At 49.4% G+C, this 16,617-nt stretch carries 14 protein-coding genes and 1 pseudogene; 8 read left to right on the top strand and 7 right to left on the bottom strand.

From position 1 onward, the window contains the following. Positions 1-30 precede the first annotated feature (30 nt). Complete coding sequence (locus AACT35_RS04380) at positions 31-2,532, top strand: U32 family peptidase (protein ID WP_099240950.1); 2,502 nt, start codon at positions 31-33, stop codon at positions 2,530-2,532. A 170-nt stretch (positions 2,533-2,702) separates the two neighbouring features. Further along, positions 2,703-3,770, top strand: coding sequence for a hypothetical protein (locus AACT35_RS04375; protein WP_030006286.1), 1,068 nt, complete (start codon positions 2,703-2,705; stop codon positions 3,768-3,770). Position 3,771: 1 nt separating this feature from the next. Here AACT35_RS04375 and AACT35_RS04370 read toward each other — a convergent pair whose 3' ends face one another. Continuing rightward, positions 3,772-4,554, bottom strand: a complete 783-nt coding sequence (locus tag AACT35_RS04370) for a uroporphyrinogen-III synthase (RefSeq protein WP_339374592.1) — start codon at positions 4,552-4,554, stop codon at positions 3,772-3,774. Positions 4,555-4,566: 12 nt separating this feature from the next. Then, a pseudogene (cobA, locus tag AACT35_RS04365) lies at positions 4,567-5,262 on the bottom strand (uroporphyrinogen-III C-methyltransferase); the annotation flags it as partial. Between the two features lie 118 nt (positions 5,263-5,380). Here cobA and AACT35_RS04360 point away from each other — a divergent pair. Beyond that, positions 5,381-6,067 carry an ATP-dependent Clp protease proteolytic subunit gene (locus AACT35_RS04360; RefSeq protein WP_065710495.1) on the top strand — a complete coding sequence of 229 codons (687 nt, stop codon included), beginning with the start codon at positions 5,381-5,383 and terminating at the stop codon, positions 6,065-6,067. Between the two features lie 64 nt (positions 6,068-6,131). Next, complete coding sequence (locus AACT35_RS04355) at positions 6,132-6,731, top strand: ATP-dependent Clp protease proteolytic subunit (protein WP_012306816.1); 600 nt, start codon at positions 6,132-6,134, stop codon at positions 6,729-6,731. Between the two features lie 87 nt (positions 6,732-6,818). Here AACT35_RS04355 and miaA read toward each other — a convergent pair whose 3' ends face one another. The 3 genes from miaA to AACT35_RS04340 all read right to left on the bottom strand — a co-directional run bounded on the left by miaA (position 6,819) and on the right by AACT35_RS04340 (position 8,864). Beyond that, complete coding sequence (miaA, locus tag AACT35_RS04350) at positions 6,819-7,715, bottom strand: tRNA (adenosine(37)-N6)-dimethylallyltransferase MiaA (RefSeq protein ID WP_099240946.1); 897 nt, start codon at positions 7,713-7,715, stop codon at positions 6,819-6,821. 7 nt (positions 7,716-7,722) lie between these two features. Beyond that, positions 7,723-8,058, bottom strand: coding sequence for a thioredoxin family protein (locus AACT35_RS04345; protein WP_012306818.1), 336 nt, complete (start codon positions 8,056-8,058; stop codon positions 7,723-7,725). Positions 8,059-8,147: 89 nt separating this feature from the next. After that, positions 8,148-8,864 carry an NnrU family protein gene (locus AACT35_RS04340; protein ID WP_030006290.1) on the bottom strand — a complete coding sequence of 239 codons (717 nt, stop codon included), beginning with the start codon at positions 8,862-8,864 and terminating at the stop codon, positions 8,148-8,150. 142 nt (positions 8,865-9,006) lie between these two features. Between AACT35_RS04340 and AACT35_RS04335 the strand changes: the two genes are divergently transcribed. Next, the gene (locus AACT35_RS04335; RefSeq protein WP_012306820.1) at positions 9,007-9,987 is read left to right on the top strand and encodes a LysR family transcriptional regulator; all 981 of its coding nucleotides are present in this window, start codon (positions 9,007-9,009) and stop codon (positions 9,985-9,987) included. Between the two features lie 14 nt (positions 9,988-10,001). On the opposite strand, the gene AACT35_RS04330 is transcribed toward AACT35_RS04335, so the two are convergent. Continuing rightward, positions 10,002-10,538 carry a TIGR02652 family protein gene (locus AACT35_RS04330; protein WP_099240944.1) on the bottom strand — a complete coding sequence of 179 codons (537 nt, stop codon included), beginning with the start codon at positions 10,536-10,538 and terminating at the stop codon, positions 10,002-10,004. A gap of 98 nt (positions 10,539-10,636) precedes the next feature. Between AACT35_RS04330 and queA the strand changes: the two genes are divergently transcribed. Together queA and AACT35_RS04320 are read left to right on the top strand one after the other, a co-directional pair. Next, on the top strand, positions 10,637-11,713 hold the full coding sequence (gene queA, locus AACT35_RS04325) for a tRNA preQ1(34) S-adenosylmethionine ribosyltransferase-isomerase QueA (RefSeq protein ID WP_099240942.1): 1,077 nt from the start codon (positions 10,637-10,639) through the stop codon (positions 11,711-11,713). A gap of 76 nt (positions 11,714-11,789) precedes the next feature. Beyond that, complete coding sequence (locus AACT35_RS04320; protein ID WP_099240940.1) at positions 11,790-13,073, top strand: TldD/PmbA family protein; 1,284 nt, start codon at positions 11,790-11,792, stop codon at positions 13,071-13,073. 249 nt (positions 13,074-13,322) lie between these two features. Here AACT35_RS04320 and AACT35_RS04315 read toward each other — a convergent pair whose 3' ends face one another. After that, a complete protein-coding gene (locus tag AACT35_RS04315) occupies positions 13,323-14,309 on the bottom strand; it encodes an RNA polymerase sigma factor, RpoD/SigA family (RefSeq protein WP_012306824.1) in 987 nt (328 codons plus the stop codon). Between the two features lie 1,038 nt (positions 14,310-15,347). Here AACT35_RS04315 and AACT35_RS04310 point away from each other — a divergent pair. Beyond that, positions 15,348-16,580: an LL-diaminopimelate aminotransferase gene (locus AACT35_RS04310; RefSeq protein ID WP_030006294.1), complete on the top strand. Its 1,233-nt coding sequence runs from the start codon at positions 15,348-15,350 to the stop codon at positions 16,578-16,580. Positions 16,581-16,617: the final 37 nt, after the last annotated feature.

The following is a 16,617-nucleotide window of genomic DNA, read 5'->3' as shown; positions in this document are numbered from 1 at the left end:
GAGCGATCGCCTCTCTATTTTGATACTCCTATGTCTACTCCTCCTGTTATATCCGTAGAATCTACCGCCCGACTACACACCCCTGAATTGTTAGCTCCGGCGGGAAATTGGGACTGTGCGATCGCCGCCGTGGAGAATGGAGCTGATGCGATTTATTTTGGGCTGGATAAATTTAATGCCCGGATGCGATCACAAAACTTTGTCGAGTCAGATTTGCCGGAGTTGATGGCATACTTACATCGGCGCGGCGTGAAGGGCTATGTGACGTTAAATACGCTGATTTTCACCTCGGAATTGGCGGCAGTCGAACAATATTTGCGGTCGATTATTGCGGCGGGAGTCGATGCGGCGATCGTCCAGGATGTGGGGCTGTGCCAATTAATTTGGCAATTGTCGCCCGATTTTCCGATCCATGGTTCGACGCAAATGACCGTCACCAGCGCCGCAGGGGTCGAGTTCGCGCAAAACTTGGGTTGTGATTTGGTGGTATTGGCGCGGGAATGTTCGATCAAGGAAATCAATAAAATCCAGCAGGAATTGGGTCAACAAAAGATCTCAATGCCGCTAGAAGTGTTTGTCCACGGGGCGTTGTGCGTCGCCTATTCTGGGCAATGTTTAACCAGTGAATCCCTCGGCGGACGGTCGGCCAATCGCGGAGAATGCGCCCAAGCCTGCCGGATGCCCTACGAAATGATTGTCGATGGTAGGCCATTTGATCTGGGCGACAGACGTTACCTACTAAGCCCCCAAGATTTGGCGGGATTACCTGTTTTGCCGGACTTAATTAAAGCGGGCGTCGTGTCGCTAAAAATCGAAGGACGCTTAAAACAACCGGAATATGTGGCCAGTGTCACCCAAGTGTATCGCCAGGCCATTGATCGGGCGGTGCAGGGCATTGAGCAGGACATTTCAGACCAGGAACAATATCAATTGGAAATGGCCTTTTCGCGTGGGTTGTACACGGGTTGGCTCGACGGCATCGATAATCAAAGCCTTGTTCATGGTCGCTTTGGCAAGAAAAGAGGCGTATTTCTTGGTGAAATCAAGCAAATTCGTGATGGTCGCGACAAACAAGTTATTTTGCACTTAGAAGCGCCCCTAAAGGCTGGGGATGGGGTGGTCTTTGATCAGGGGAAACCCGCAGATCGTGAACAAGGGGGGCGAGTTTACGCCGTTGAAACCCAGGGAAAAGATACGATTGTTACTTTTGGGCGGCGGGATGTGGACTTGCGCAGGGTGCGGGTTGGCGATCGCCTCTGGAAAACCAGCGATCCAGAACTGGATAAAAAATTACGTCAAACCTTTACCAGTGAAAAAATTCAGTTTCAGCGGCCAATTACGATAGAAATTCACGGAGAAATTGGTGAAAAATTGACGGCGATCGCCCGTGATGGACAAGGCAATATTGTCCAAGTCGCATCAGAAATTCTTCTCGACACGGCGATCAAGAAACCCCTAACGACAGAACGTTTAACGGAACAATTTGGCCGCTTAGGAAATACCCCTTTTTATCTCCAGGATTTAGAGAATAATCTGCTTGGTGATGCCATTCTTCCCGTGAGCGAACTAAATCGAATGCGGCGGGAAATAGTCAGTCAATTAGAAACTTTACGCGCTCAACCGAAGCGTTGGCAATTGAATAGCAATGTATCCTATCAAAGTTTATTGCCGACTGTCAAAAAAATAGCACCACAGGCAGCACAAATTATTGTCTTGGTGCGTAATTTAGCGCAATTAAAAGCTGTTTTAAAGGCTAATATCCAAACTATTTATTGTGAGTTTGAAAATCCGATTAACTACCGTGAAGCTGTTAAATTAGTAAAAGAAACTGAGCAGCAAGCGGAAATTTGGGTGGCACCGCCCCGAATCACCAAACCTAAGGAACAGTACATTCTCAAGCAAGTGCTGTCTAGTCAAGCAGATGGCTATTTGATTCGGAACTATGACCAGCTCAAATTCTTTAAAAATGAACGGATTACCGCTGATTTTTCGTTAAATATTTCCAACCCAATCAGTGCCAATTATTTTAAACAAACTTTTCCCCTAGAACGTCTCACGGCCTCCTATGACCTCAATATTCACCAGTTAGAATCGCTCCTTAAAAAAGCTCCCCCCAATTGGTTTGAAATCACGATCCACCAACATATGCCGATGTTTCACATGGAACATTGTGTTTTCTGCGCGTTTCTCTCCGATGGAACCGATTTCACTAATTGTGGTCGCCCCTGCGAAAGTCATGAAGTGAAATTAGGCGATCGCACGGGTATTGAGCATGTTTTAGTTGCTGATGCGGGCTGTCGGAATACGGTGTTTAATGGCACCGCCCAGACTGGCGCAGAATATATGCAGCATTTTATGGATTTGGGAGTGCAGCACTTCCGCGTTGAATTTGTGGATGAATCTCCCGCAGAGATTACCAAAACCATTGATCTTTACCAAAAATTACTCACAGGAAAAATTTCTGGGGCACAGCTTTGGCAAACCCTCAAGCTCCAAAATCAATTGGGGGTGACCCGTGGTTCGCTAGAATAAAAAGGCGATCGCCCTGCTTCCTCCAAATCCAAGCAAAACTGTCACAGATCATCGTCAGCAATGGGCCGCACCACAATTATGGGTCGTTAAACAGACTGACCATAGTCACCTCCCCCAATGCGCCACAACTGTTCTGCTTAAAATCACATCAACGTTCCAGATAAAATTTTATGACTCTACCCTTTAATGCGGCCCCTACCGAAGCACGGGTCAAGCAATTTTGGCAACTCGCCGCCAGTTTCGGGATGGAGCGTAATGCCTACCATAATTACCTGAACGAAATCGTCAGCGATCGCTATGCTCTGATCAGCGGCCTCCAGATTTTGCGGGATGAATTGCAATTTGTTGCCTCCGATTCAACGGATATTAAAGCTTGTGGGGCCGATATGAGTTTGCCCAGTGTGGTGACGACCCTCGCCTACACCAACTGCGGCGATCGCATTCACCAGGGGGAAGCCACAAAGCGTTATCGAGATGTCGTTGCTTCCCGTTTTGCCACCCTCTCGGAAATTGGCGAATTAAAATTAGAGGCGTTTTTCCCGGCGGGTGGGGGCACCGATGACGGCGAAACCTTAGCTCATGTGACCGTAGCCCACGAGCTAGATGAATCTTTAAAGCGGCGCGTTTACGCAGGCAATCCCCAGTCCATTTCCCTCGTGGCCATTGATCTCAAAACCCATGTGGGCCGGTTGCGTCAGGATGGCAAGCAAGTCTACGGCAAAACCCGTGAATCGCCGTGGCGCGAACCCCGCAACGCCTGTGGTGCAATTGTCGGTACCTTGAAAAATTACAACGCCCATAATCCGATCCATCGACGCATTCGCAATGATTTAGGGGAAGAAAATTTTCATTTTTTAGCCCACAATGCCGTCCTGACGGATACCAAAAAAATTGACATTACGATGGCGGTGGCGGCCAATATTGTGGCGATTCGCGGCATTCGCAATACAGCGGTGGCGATCGCCCAAGAATTAGACGAACGGGGTTTAGCCCACCTCACTGCCAGTACCACGGTCAATCGCCCTTCCCGCGACGATTTGGTGATTTATCTCGCCCGGGCCACGGTCTTTAACGGCAGCATCAAAATCCAAAGCCTCGGCACCGATGCCCGTTTATATGGCGGCAAAATCGTTGAATATGCTGGCGAAAAACGCCTCCAATTGCATTACGCCGACTGGAATTTAGACAATCTCCCCATTGAAGAAATCCCCTATCAAGTCCGCTCTTCGGGATTGTGAACTATACGCAATTGTCCAGAATGGCATCCCGTAAGCCTTCTAGGGTGTAGACCTCGGCTTCAAGATCAACCCGCTGGAAAAGGTCTAAACAAGTCTGGGAGGTTTGGGGGCCAATGGAGGCAATTTTCAGCGGTTTTAACAACTCTAAATCCCCCCCCTGCTGCTGAATTAGCTGCCAAAAGTTGCGCACTGTTTTAGAGCTCGCAAAGGTTACTAGCTCAATGGTTTGTGCTTCGAGAGCTTGCCAGACCGCCGCCGGAATTTGTCGCGGACAGCCCGATTCATAGGCGGGCACTTCAACCACTTGGGCACCCTGTTGGGCGAGCTCTTGCACCAGGATTTTTCGGCCTCCCGTTTCGACCCGGGGAAAAAGAATTTTTTGATTTTGCAGCGGATCTGGGAAATTTTCCACCAAAGAATCCGCAATGAAATCAGGGGGAATATAGTCTGCTTTTAGGCCGTGTTGGCGCAAGAATTTTTCTGTTTTTTTACCGACGACGGCAATTTTGAGCTTGCCTAGGGCCCGCACATCTTTGCCCAGGGTTGCGAGTCGCTGGAAAAAATATTCAACGCCGTTGGCCGAGGTGAGAATCAGCCAGTCAAAGGTTTCTAGGGTGGCGATCACCTGGTCGAGGGGTTCCCAGGTGGAGGGCTCACGAATCTCTAAAGCGGGCATTTCCAAGACCTTTGCGCCAGTTTCCGCCAAAAGTTTGGTAAATTCGCTCGATTGCGACGCAGCGCGGGTAATCAGAATTGTTTTGCCACCCAATGGAGCCCGATCCATGTAATCCTCCCGGAGACTAACCACCTGACCCACAATGATCACACAGGGCGAAAGTTTTTGAACCGTCGCCGTTTGCTTCGTAATGGTCTGTAATGTTCCCGTCCAGACCTGCTGCTCTGGCAATCCCGCCGCCCGCACAATGGCCACTGGTAAATGAGGCGATCGCCCCGCTGCCATCAAGCGCCGACAAATGTCCTCTAAATTGCGCCCCCCCATCAAAAAAACCAAAGTTTCCAAGCGGGCTAGGGCTGTCCAATCAAAGGCCTTTAGATCATGGGCTGTCCCCACAAAAAAGCCGCGACCCAAATCCTTATGAGTCAAGGGAATACCTGCTAGTAATGGTGCCGCTAACGCCGATGAAATGCCAGGGATCACCTCAAAATCACAGCCCGCCCCTTGGAGTGCCAAAATCTCCGGGTGCGATCGCCCAAAAATATACGGATCTCCCCCCTTCAGGCGCACCACCCGTTTTGGCGATTGTCCATGCTCAACCAAAAGACGATTAATTTCTTCTTGGGGCGTACTCTTTTGGCCGCCTCGCTTACCGACGAATAACCGTAAACAGTCCTGGGGCAGCAGATCCAACAGTTCTTGGGAACCCAGGGCATCGTAAATCACCACTTCTGCCCGTTGAAGGATCTCCCAACCCCGCACCGTTAAATAGTCCTTTGTCCCTAAACCCGCTCCCAGCAAAAATACTTTTCCCATGTGCGATCGCCCTAAACCACCGTCAAACCTTGCGTTAAAATTAGATGCTAAGACAAAATCAGACAAAAACACCCCGCAACCGTAACGCCAACACGTTACCCAACGCATTAAAAGATCTATGAACTCACCGATTCAGGCTGTACAAGCACCCTACAGAGGTGGCGGCTCCACCTACAGGACACCACCGCCAGATCTCCCTTCCCTACTGCTAAAAGAACGCATCGTTTATCTCGGCCTTCCCCTGGTCTCTCCCGATGAGTATAAAGATCAAATTGGCGTCGATGTGACCGAACTGATCATCGCCCAACTGTTATTTTTACAGTTTGATGATCCCGATAAACCGATTTATATGTACATCAACTCCACCGGGACTTCTTGGTACGGTGGTGATTCCATTGGGTTTGAAACAGAAGCCTTTGCCATCTGCGATACCCTCAACTACATCACGCCGCCAGTGCACACCATTTGCCTCGGTCAAGCGATGGGAACAGCGGCCATGATCCTTGCTGCTGGCACGAAAGGCTGCCGTGCGAGCCTACCCCACTCGACGATTATTCTTCACCAAGCGCGCCAAGGAGCCCAGGGCCAAGCTTCCGATATTCAAATTCGGGCGAAGGAAGTGATCGAAAACAAACGGACAATCCTGCAAATGATGTCTAAATATACTGGTCAACCCCTCGAAAAACTCGAAAAGGACACTGACCGGATGTTTTACATGACACCCCAGCAGGCCCTCGAATACGGCATTATCGATAAAGTGCTCGAAAGTTCGAAGGATTTGCCGTCCCCCGTACCGGCTATGTAGCCTTCGTGATTGCTTAAAATCACCCCATTTTTTCCCGTTGTTCAGATCAAGGTAAACAAAATCCATGCCCATCGGTGTACCCAAAGTTCCCTATCAAATGCCCGGTCAGCCCTATTCTGACTGGATCAATATCTATGACCGTTTGTACCGTGAACGGATTATTTTCCTCGGTCGGGGTGTCAATGATGCTTTGGCAAACCAGATTATTGCCATCATGCTTTACCTCGATTCTGAAGATCCCAGCAAGCCGATCTATCTCTACATCAACTCCCCCGGTGGCTCGGTGACGGCGGGTCTGGCGATTTACGACACGATGAAACACATCAAGTCGGAAGTAGTCACCATTTGTGTGGGCTTAGCGGCTTCTATGGGGGCTTTTTTGTTGTCTGCGGGCACGAAAGGGAAGCGTCTGGCCCTGCCCCACTCCCGGATTATGATCCACCAGCCCCTCGGTGGGATTCAAGGCCGTCGTCAAGCGACAGATATTGACATTGAAGCCAAGGAAATTATCCGCATTAAGCATCAACTTAATGAATTGATGGCGGCCCACACGGGTCAATCCATCGAAAAAATTGAGAAGGATACGGATCGGGATTACTTTATGTCAGCCCAGGAAGCGTTGGAATATGGCCTGATCGATAAGGTAATTGAAGAACGTCCTTAATGTTTGTCTGATTTTTCAACCTTAAATTCGTTGAAGCATTCTTTCTCGCGAAAGGGTGCTTTTTTATGTGGAAAATCTTTCAAATCTCTATTGTTGAGTAATGAGATTGAGGGCTTGCTCAAGGAGATCTGGGGCGGTGTTATCGAGCCAGTGAATATCTGGGTTGGCGCGGAACCAAGTGCGTTGGCGTTTGGCAAATTGGCGGGTGTGGAGGACGGTGTTGGCGATCGCCTCTTCTAATGTCCCTTGACCGCGTACATAATCCCGAAATTCCGCATAACCGAGGGTGTTCAGGAGGGGCAGATCCCAACCGTATTTTTTACCCAAGCGTTCAACCTCAGCAACAAAGCCTTGGTCAACCATCTGCTGGGTGCGTTGACGGATCCGTTGATCGAGGTGGTCGGGAGCGCAATCAAGACCAATTTCGAGGATCGAATAAGTCGGCGGATTTTCTCCCTGTTGGTCGCTAATCGGTTCCCCCGTGGCATAAAACACCTCTAGGGCACGGAGGGTGCGCACCTGGTCATTGGGGTGAATTTTCTGACAAGCTTCTGGGTCAACCTGCCGGAGCAGTTGGTAGCTATAGGCTTGGCCCAGGTCGGTGAACTGTTGACGCAGATCCGGTTGAGGCGCAACCCGGGGAATTTTTAAACCCTTGGTAATCGCTTTAATGTAAAGGCCAGTGCCGCCGACGAGTAAAACGGGCTTCTGTTCGGCATGAAATTGAGCGATCAGTGCTTGGGCCTGGGCTTGGTATTCCGCCAAGGTAAGCGTTTCTGTCGGTTCACAAATATCGATCAGGTAATGGGGAATTTTCTGCTGCTCTTCAGGGGTTGGTTTCGCTGTACCGATGTCGAATTCTTTGTAAATTTGGCGCGAATCGGCGCTAAGAATTACTGTGTCCAGTTTTTCGGTAAGTTTTAGGGCCAAACCGGATTTACCCGTCGCGGTGGCACCACAGATGACGATGAGGGGGGCAGTCATAGAAAATTTAGGGGATCACCACGCCCTGGAGGAGTTGTTCGAGCTGGGCATTAAGGCGATCGCGGTTTTGGAACTTATCGATGCGCTCAACGATCGTGCCATCGTTGAACAAAATCAAAGTCGGGAGGGTTTTGAGGCGATAGGTATTGGCGAGCTTTAGGTTATCGTCGGCATTAACATCGACCAAAAGAAATTGTCCTTCCCATTCCTTTTGCAACTTCACCAAAAAGGGATGGAGCAAATGACACAAACCACACCAGGGTGCCCAAAAGTTCACCAAAACAGGTTGATTGGCTTCTAAAACAGTCTGGGTAAAATCCGCTTCGGTGATTGATAGAACCATAATTGCCTGTTCTTTTCGCTCACATACTCAATATTATCTGTGGTCTCTTATCTTACCTGTATCGGTCCTGGGGATCATCTTTTTTTCCGTTACCAGGGCACTTTAGCCGTCATCACCATCAACCAGGGGTGTCCCCACCAGAGCAGGGCAATAAAGGCTGTAACACCGACATAGGCAGGCTTGAGGAATTCTTCTAGTTTAAGCTGTTGACGTCCCTGGAGAATCGCCAGAAAGGGAATGATCGAGGTGCGTTCTTTCACCGCCAGAAACGTCTGCCCATAACGGGATCTCAGACGGCGATCGCCATGCCAAACCGCAAAAATATGGTGGGCCATCAAACCAATGGAAGTGAGCAATGTAAAAGAACTGCCGATCCAGAGGGTGTGAGCCACGCACCAAATCAACTGACCGACCATCTGGGGGTGACGGGTGATGCGAATAATCCCTTTTTCGTAGAGATGCACCTGGGGCTGCTTGACCGCTGCAATTTCGAGCAAGTTAAATGTCGAAGGATACAAGAAGAAAAACGAAATCGCCGACAGCCACCACACCGTCGGTTTCACCCAAGCGTCCCCCTGGATTTGCCACAACACTAGGCCATCGTAGCGGTGGTTAAAGAAGTAAATAATCAAACCAGTGGCGAAGGGAATACTCACCAAAGCAAAGAGCACCCGGTATAGGCGAGAACCGATTCTTTGTTCGCCCCAGGGACGCAACGCCGCCAAACCACTATGGGCGATCGCAAAACCAAGCAAAAGACCCGCCATAATCCAGTGACTTGTCGAAAACCAGCTCAAATCCGTCATAATTCCGTCGATCGAAGTATTTTGCTTAAAATTAGTACAGGCTATATTATCCATGAAAAGAGATACGATCCCCTTATTATGGTACTGTCAATCATAAAACCAGCCGTGATCCCTCTTTGTCGTCCCTTTTTGCCGAGGCTATATGTCTGACATTCCATTTACCCTGGATCAACTCCGTATCCTCAAAGCCATCTCCACCGAAGGAAGCTTTAAACGGGCAGCAGATAGTCTCTACGTCTCCCAACCTGCCGTCAGCCTCCAGGTACAAAACCTTGAAAAACAGCTCAATGTCCCCCTCTTCGACCGGGGTGGACGGCGCGCCCAACTCACCGAAGCCGGCTATCTTCTCCTCGATTACGGCGAAAAAATTATTACCCTCTGCCAAGAAACTTGTCGGGCCATCGAAGATTTACAAAATCTCCAAGGAGGCACCCTGATTGTTGGCGCCTCCCAAACCACGGGTACCTACCTCATTCCCCGGATGATTGGCTGCTTTCGGCAGAAATACCCCGATGTGGCAGTCCAGTTACAAGTACATTCGACGCGACGCACTTCCTGGGGAGTGGCTAACGGTCAAGTGGATCTCGCAATCATTGGCGGCGAAGTTCCTTCGGAGTTGCAAGATACGTTGAAAATTGTTCCCTATGCCGAGGATGAACTGTCCCTGATTTTGCCCGTGAGTCACCCCCTCGCCAAGGCAGAAACCATTTATCGAGATGATTTGTACAAACTAAAATTCATTGCCCTCGATTCTCAATCGACGATCCGCAAGGTCATTGATCAAGTCTTAACTCGCTGCGACATCGATACCAAACGGCTCAAGATTGAAATGGAACTTAATTCCATCGAGGCAATTAAAAATGCTGTGCAGTCGGGTCTAGGGGCTTCCTTTGTCTCAGTGACGGCCATTGAGAAAGAACTACGGATGGGGGTGCTGCACCGGGCGCGCATTGAAGATGTGGAAGTGCGGCGTATTTTAAGCGTGATCGTTAATCCAAACCGTTACCGTTCCAAGGCGGCAGAGGCTTTTTGTCTCGAAATTTTGCCCCAATTTGCCAATCAGTTGAAAAAGTTTGATTTGAGTGAGCTGATGCCCCAGGGTCTAGAATCCGGTCAAAAATAAGGGTTTGATGGGGATTATTCTCGGCTCAGGTAATGGTAGGGATAACGCCGGGGGGAGCCGGGTTCGGTTTCAAGCTCGAAGTTGACAATCTGCCAGCGGTCTTGGCGATCGCCAGCATCATGAAAAAACACAGGTAGACCGTATAGGTGGGGCACTGAAGGGGGAGCAGCATAGTCTTTTGGGGTTATGTCTCCCCGTCCAGGGGCCGATTTAAAATCGAGGGTGCGCCGCATTAAGGTTTGGTAGCGTTGGGCGATGGTAATTTTTGTGGCTCGTAACCCCTGGGTGTAAAGGCGATCGAGGGCTTCATGGATCTCAAAGCGAATGCCGTCAGGATGGGTATGTTGACGGTACCATTTTTCTTCCCAGCGTTTCCATTGGCGACTGGACTGGAGATGGACTAAGGTTTCTGTTTCTGGATCTGCTTCAAAAGCACCATGGCGATCGCAGAGATAACTATCCGTCAAAGTTAACGCTGGAATCATTTGACGACAATGGGGACAGGGAATTTCAGCACCAAAAATAGGGTAATGTAAGCTAGATTCAACCATTGCACTTGTGTCGGTATAGTTGGAATAAAAAAATTTTGCTGTGCCGTCCTCAAAGTTGTGTTCATTATATCGGAGATTTTTATTCGCTTCAGTGAGCTATGAACCCAGACCAAAGCCTCTCAAGTTATGACTACGACCTGCCGCCGGAACGCATTGCCCAAACCCCTGTCACTCCCCGTGATCGTTCCCGTCTGTTAGTGCTTGATTCTGTCGATAGCATCCAGCATCAGCATTTTTACCACCTGGTTGATTGGCTACAGCCCAATGACTTGTTGGTGATGAACAATACAAAGGTCATCCCGGCGCGGCTCCATGGTCGTAAGACAACAGGCGCTCCGGTAGAAGTCCTCCTCTTGGAAGAACGTTCAGCGGATACTTGGCTGGCTTTAGTGAAACCGGGGAAACGTTTTACCCTAGGATCAGAAATTTTATTCACCGCGCCCCATGATTTGAGCCAAACCCTGAAAGCAACGGTGGTTGATCGAGACCCAGAGACAGGGGGGCGCTTACTTGAATTTCAGTTGCGGCCAAACCAAACCCTTTGGTCTGTGTTAGACGATTTTGGAGAAATACCTTTTCCTCCCTATGTGACGGACTCTGAGGCGAAACCCGACCAGTATCAAACGATCTATGCAGAGACTCCTGGGGCTGTGGCGGCACCGACGGCGGGGCTACATTTTACGCCGGAGGTATTTGCAGCACTAGAAGCAAAAGGCATTGAAAAAACCTTTGTGACCCTCCATGTGGGGGTTGGCACATTCCGCCCGGTGGAAGTAGAAGATATCACCGCCCATGATATGCACTATGAGTGGATTGACGTGCCGGAGGAAACAGTGAAAAAAATCCGGGAAACGAAAGCAAAGGGTGGTCGGGTCATTGCGGTCGGGACAACGGTTGTGCGATCGCTAGAGGGAATGGCCGCCGCTTCTCCTAGGGAATTACAGTCTTTCCAGGGACAAACCAATTTATTTATCTATCCGGGTTACGAATGGCAGGTGGTGGATGGGCTGATCACGAATTTCCATTTACCAAAATCGAGCTTGCTGATGCTAGTTAGTGCGTTGATCGGGCGCGAAAGATTGCTCGACGTTTACCAGGCGGCGATCGCCCAGGAATATCGTTTCTATTCCTTTGGGGATGCGATGCTCATTTTGCCTGAGGCGAAAGTCTTTTAGGGACATTAGGATTGAATCGAAAGTTTCCGCTAAGTGGCGTTATTTACAGTTTGTAGGGTATCGGTAGGAAAATTTTATGAGCGATTTTGCCCAGCAGCTCCTGGATCTAGCACATCAGGGGGGAGCCGAGTTTGCGGAAGTTTACCAGGGAAGTTCCGTTTCCCACCCCGTCACCTTTGAGGCGAATCGTCTCAAACAATTAGAAACGGCTGAATCCATCGGTACGGCACTGCGGCTTTGGTACCAAGGGCGGCCTGGGCTCGCGGTGGCCTATGGCCATGTCGCACCACAACTATTAGTAGAAAAGGCGATCGCCTTGAGCCAACTCCAGGAGCCGACGCCCCTAGATGTCTGTGAGCCGCGCCGTGATATTAATCCTCCCATTGGCACTGCCATGGCCGTGGAAACTTTAGTTGAGAAAGGCAAAGCAGCGATCGCCCAACTGCGTGATCACTATCCCGATATTCTCTGTAGCGGTGTGTTCGACTGCGAATCGAGCCATACACTCCTGGTCAATTCCGAAGGTCTCTATTGCACTGCCGCCGATATTTCCCTCAGCTATGGCCTAGAGGTGGAGTGGGTGCGGGGGGATGACTTTTTGGGCATTTATGATGGGGATATTACCCAGGATTCCCTCGATCCAGAGGCAACGGTACACAGGATTCTGGAGCGTCTCCACTGGGCGAAGCAAAATAGTCCGGCCACCACAGGCAAAATACCAGTAATTTTCACCAGTAATGCTGCGCCCCTGCTATGGTCAACGGTTGCCGCCGCCCTCAATGGGAAAAATATCCTCGAAAAGTCTTCTCCTTGGAGCCAAGCCCTTGGCCAACGGGTCGTCTCATCCCAGATCAGCCTCTACCAAGACCCCACCGCCAAACCCTACATTTGCCACTTTGATGACGAAGGCACCCTGACCCGCTCTTTGTCCCTGGTGCGGGAAGGTTCTGCCCAAGACATCTACGGCGATCGCCAAACAAGTCGAAGCCTTGGGATTCGACCGACGGGCAACGGATTTCGGGCCAGCCTCGGGCGCTATCCAACCCCAGAGCTCGTTAATTTGATTGTTGCCCCTGGTGTAGGCAGTCTTAACACCATTATTTCGCAATTAGATACAGCAATTGTCGTCGATCAAATCCTGGGAGGAGACGCAGACCTTTCGGGAGACTTTTCCGTCAATATTGACCTGGGCTACCAGGTACGACAAGGGCAAATCACCGGACGGATTAAGGATACGATGGTCACTGGCAACGTTTATGAGGCCCTCAAACAAGTTATTCAAGTGGGAGGCGATCGCCGCTGGCAGGGTTCTTGTTATACCCCCTGCATTGCCCTCGAATCTTTGTCTATTGTTGCCTAGAAAATTATCCATTGTCTTTGCAAGCGTGCCTACCAGTGCTGTGTGCTGGCATTTTTGGCAATAAAAAAGGTGGGACCACCCACCCTGTACATCCTTGAGAGAAAAACACCATCTTTAGAATACCCTTAGTTGATAAATTAAGTCAACAACATTAAAAATCTTTTTTATTAGCCGTCCAGATGGACAAAAAAAAGATGGGGAGAATGCCCCATCTCAGAATGCCTAAGTCATGGTGAAAAGTTGAAAAATTTAGCTGGCAACCAGATATTCACGAATTTGCGATCGCCGGCGCCGCAGATGATTCAAGGCTTGGCGTTCTAGCTGGCGTACCCGTTCCCGGCTGAGGTTCATGCGTTTGCCAATTTTTGCCAGGGATAGTTCTTTGCCATCGTTCAGGCCAAAGCGCAGAATAATCACTTCCTGTTGCTGGGGGGTCAAATCCGCGATTAGGTCGCGCAAATCCTGTTTGAGCAACTCATAGGTGACGTTGTTGTCGGGGGATTCACCGCTGTCTTCGAGTAAGTCCATTAACTCGGTATCTTGGTTGTCACCAACCCGGACATCGAGGGAGATTGGGTGCCGGGAAACGCGGAAATATTCACGGATTTGGGCCGGCTCTAGTTCGAGGGCTTCGGCGATTTCAGCGATGGTGGCCGCCCGGCCTAGATCTTGGGCCAGTTGCCGCTGGGTTTTCTTAATTTTGTTGAGCTTTTCGGTAATGTGGATCGGTAGTCGAATCGTGCGACCCTGTTGGGCGATCGCCCGGGTAATCGCCTGACGAATCCACCAGTAGGCATAGGTGGAGAACTTATAGCCTTTTGTGGGGTCAAACTTCTCAACACCCCGTTCTAAACCAAGGCTGCCTTCTTGGATCAAATCTAAGAATTCTAGGTTGCGCTTTTGATATTTCTTGGCGATCGCCACCACAAGCCGGAGATTTGCCTCAATCATCTTGCGCTTTGCCCGTTCCCCGATTTGAAGATCCCGTTGGAGTTGCTTCGGCGTCAGTTGAGCAGCCTCAGCCCATTCCTCACGGGTTGCCTCCCGATCGAGGGATTCTTCTAGGGTTTGGCGTTTTTCCTGGAGGGCCATCAGGCGCTGGACCTGTTTCCCATAGACAATTTCTTCTTCGTGGGTTAACAAGGGCACCCGGCCGATTTCCCGGAGATAGGTACGCACCATATCCGCAGAACTTTTGCCGTTATTGGGGGCTTGTTGAAGATTTACTTTAGGCATTTACGCTTTAACTCCTTAAATCTAAAGAACGAAGAACTATATGGTGCGGCCCAGGGGGGCAGATACTTTACAAAACAATCATCATGTAGGTCACAATCTAGAACACAAAGAATTTTTCTAAAAAATAAACGACATACCCTTTAACTTTCTTACGCTTTATAACTTTTAATTGAGCGCTCACTACTTTAGACGGGCAACAATCGAAAAAGGTTCAACGATTCATTAAAATCTCAGGGATGGGGAATTCATCGGCGTTCTATACTTAATTCTCCTTGATTGACCAAGAGCTTGAAAAGGGGAAAAGATGCGGGATTACCGAACTTGGAATATCGACAGACTCAATTGGAAATATAGTGTCGTTGCAATGTGTTATTCAATGCGATAAGGGTGGCCCTTGCGGGGAAAACACCTCTCAAAAATAAGACCTCTATTGCAGTAGAGGTACAGGGAGACGCCCATAAATTAAGGCTTTTACTTCTTATAGTGTATCTTCTCGCGCGAATAAGATCAAGTTCGGTGGGGTTAACTCCACCCAGGGATAGACTTTTTTGCCCATGGTGGCAGTATCCCTTGTGATGATCACTACCGTTTAAAAAATTGAAAAAAAATATTTTTTTGACCAATAAGTCAAGCTTATTCAAAAAAAGGCGCTTTGTATACCTTTAGGAAAAAGATAATCTCGGCAAAACTAAGGGCATTTAGGCCAGAAACGAAGAACGTAGAAGTATTTTGGCAAGCCAGGGATTTCACCTAAAAATCAGCGGTTGATAATCCTTCTCAAAAATAACAGAATGTCCTTGTTAGTCCAGGAAACCGAGGTGGCGATCGCCTTTGGATCGAGATCTATCCCTAGGGTTGCAGAATTTGTGCCGTGATGGGATGGCGTTTCGATTTTTGTAACCCAGTGCGATGGATTGGTCAGGTGAGTAGCGATGGATAATTTTTCCGGCCTCTTCACCCCAAAAAGATCTAGCGGCTTCCCTGGGGCATGGGATGATAGGTTAAGCTGTCTTACGGTCTTTTGCCCCTGATTTTTCTATGGTTAGAATTAACGAAAATTACCTCAAACTTAAAGCAGGTTATCTCTTTCCCGAAATTGCCCGGCGAGTGAATGGGTTTCTAGCAGAAAACCCCAATGCGCCCATTATCAAACTAGGGATTGGTGATGTCACCGAACCATTACCCGCTGCCTGTCGAGAAGCGATGGCAAAGGCCATTGACGACATGGGCGATCGCGCCAACTTTAAAGGGTATGGCCCAGAACAAGGCTATGCTTGGCTCCGGGAAAAAATCGCGGCCCACGACTTCCAGGCCCGCGGTTGTGACATTGACGCCTCTGAAATTTTTGTGTCTGATGGTGCCAAATGCGATACCGGGAACATCCTTGATATCTTTGGCAAAGACAATACCATCGCCGTCACTGACCCCGTTTACCCCGTTTACGTTGATACTAACGTGATGGCAGGACACACCGGAGAAGCCGACGAGTCCGGTAAATATGGTGGCCTGACCTACATCCCCATCACCGCTGACAATGACTTTGTGGCCCAAATCCCCACAGAAAAAGTCGATCTGATCTATCTCTGTTTTCCCAATAATCCCACCGGGGCAACAGCGACGAAAGAGCAGCTCCAAGCTTGGGTGGATTATGCCAAGGCCAATGGTTCAATTATTTTCTTTGACGCTGCCTATGAAGCGTTCATTACCGACGAAAGCCTACCCCACTCGATCTACGAACTAGAAGGAGCGAAGGATTGCGCCATCGAATTCCGTTCTTTCTCTAAAAATGCAGGCTTTACGGGGACTCGGTGTGCCTTTACCGTTGTGCCGAAAAATCTGACCGTTACCGCGAGCAATGGCCAAGCCGTGCAACTCTGGAGCCTCTGGAACCGCCGTCAGTCCACCAAATTTAACGGCGTTTCTTACATCGTCCAACGGGGAGCAGAGGCCGTTTATTCCGAAGCGGGTCAAGCCCAAATCAAAACACTGATCGATTTTTACTTGGAAAATGCGGCCATTATTCGTCGGGAACTCCAAGCGGTTGGTTTTGATGTCTATGGCGGCGTGAATGCGCCCTATGTCTGGGTCAAAACCCCTGCTGGTTTATCGAGTTGGGACTTTTTTGACAAGCTCTTGATCAACTGCAATGTGGTCGGTACTCCAGGATCTGGTTTTGGGGCCGCTGGGGAAGGCTATTTCCGGATCTCTGCTTTCAATAGTCGCGAAAATGTGCTCGAAGCGATGAAACGGATCACGACAGCATTCCAATAATGATTCAGTCATTTCTAAACATTGGGTTTAAAAATTG

Source organism: Synechococcus sp. BDU 130192, from assembly GCF_963876085.1.
Lineage (GTDB): Bacteria > Cyanobacteriota > Cyanobacteriia > Cyanobacteriales > MRBY01 > MRBY01.
Note: the sequence above shows the minus strand (reverse complement) of the source record. Positions and strands in the feature narration are given on the sequence as shown.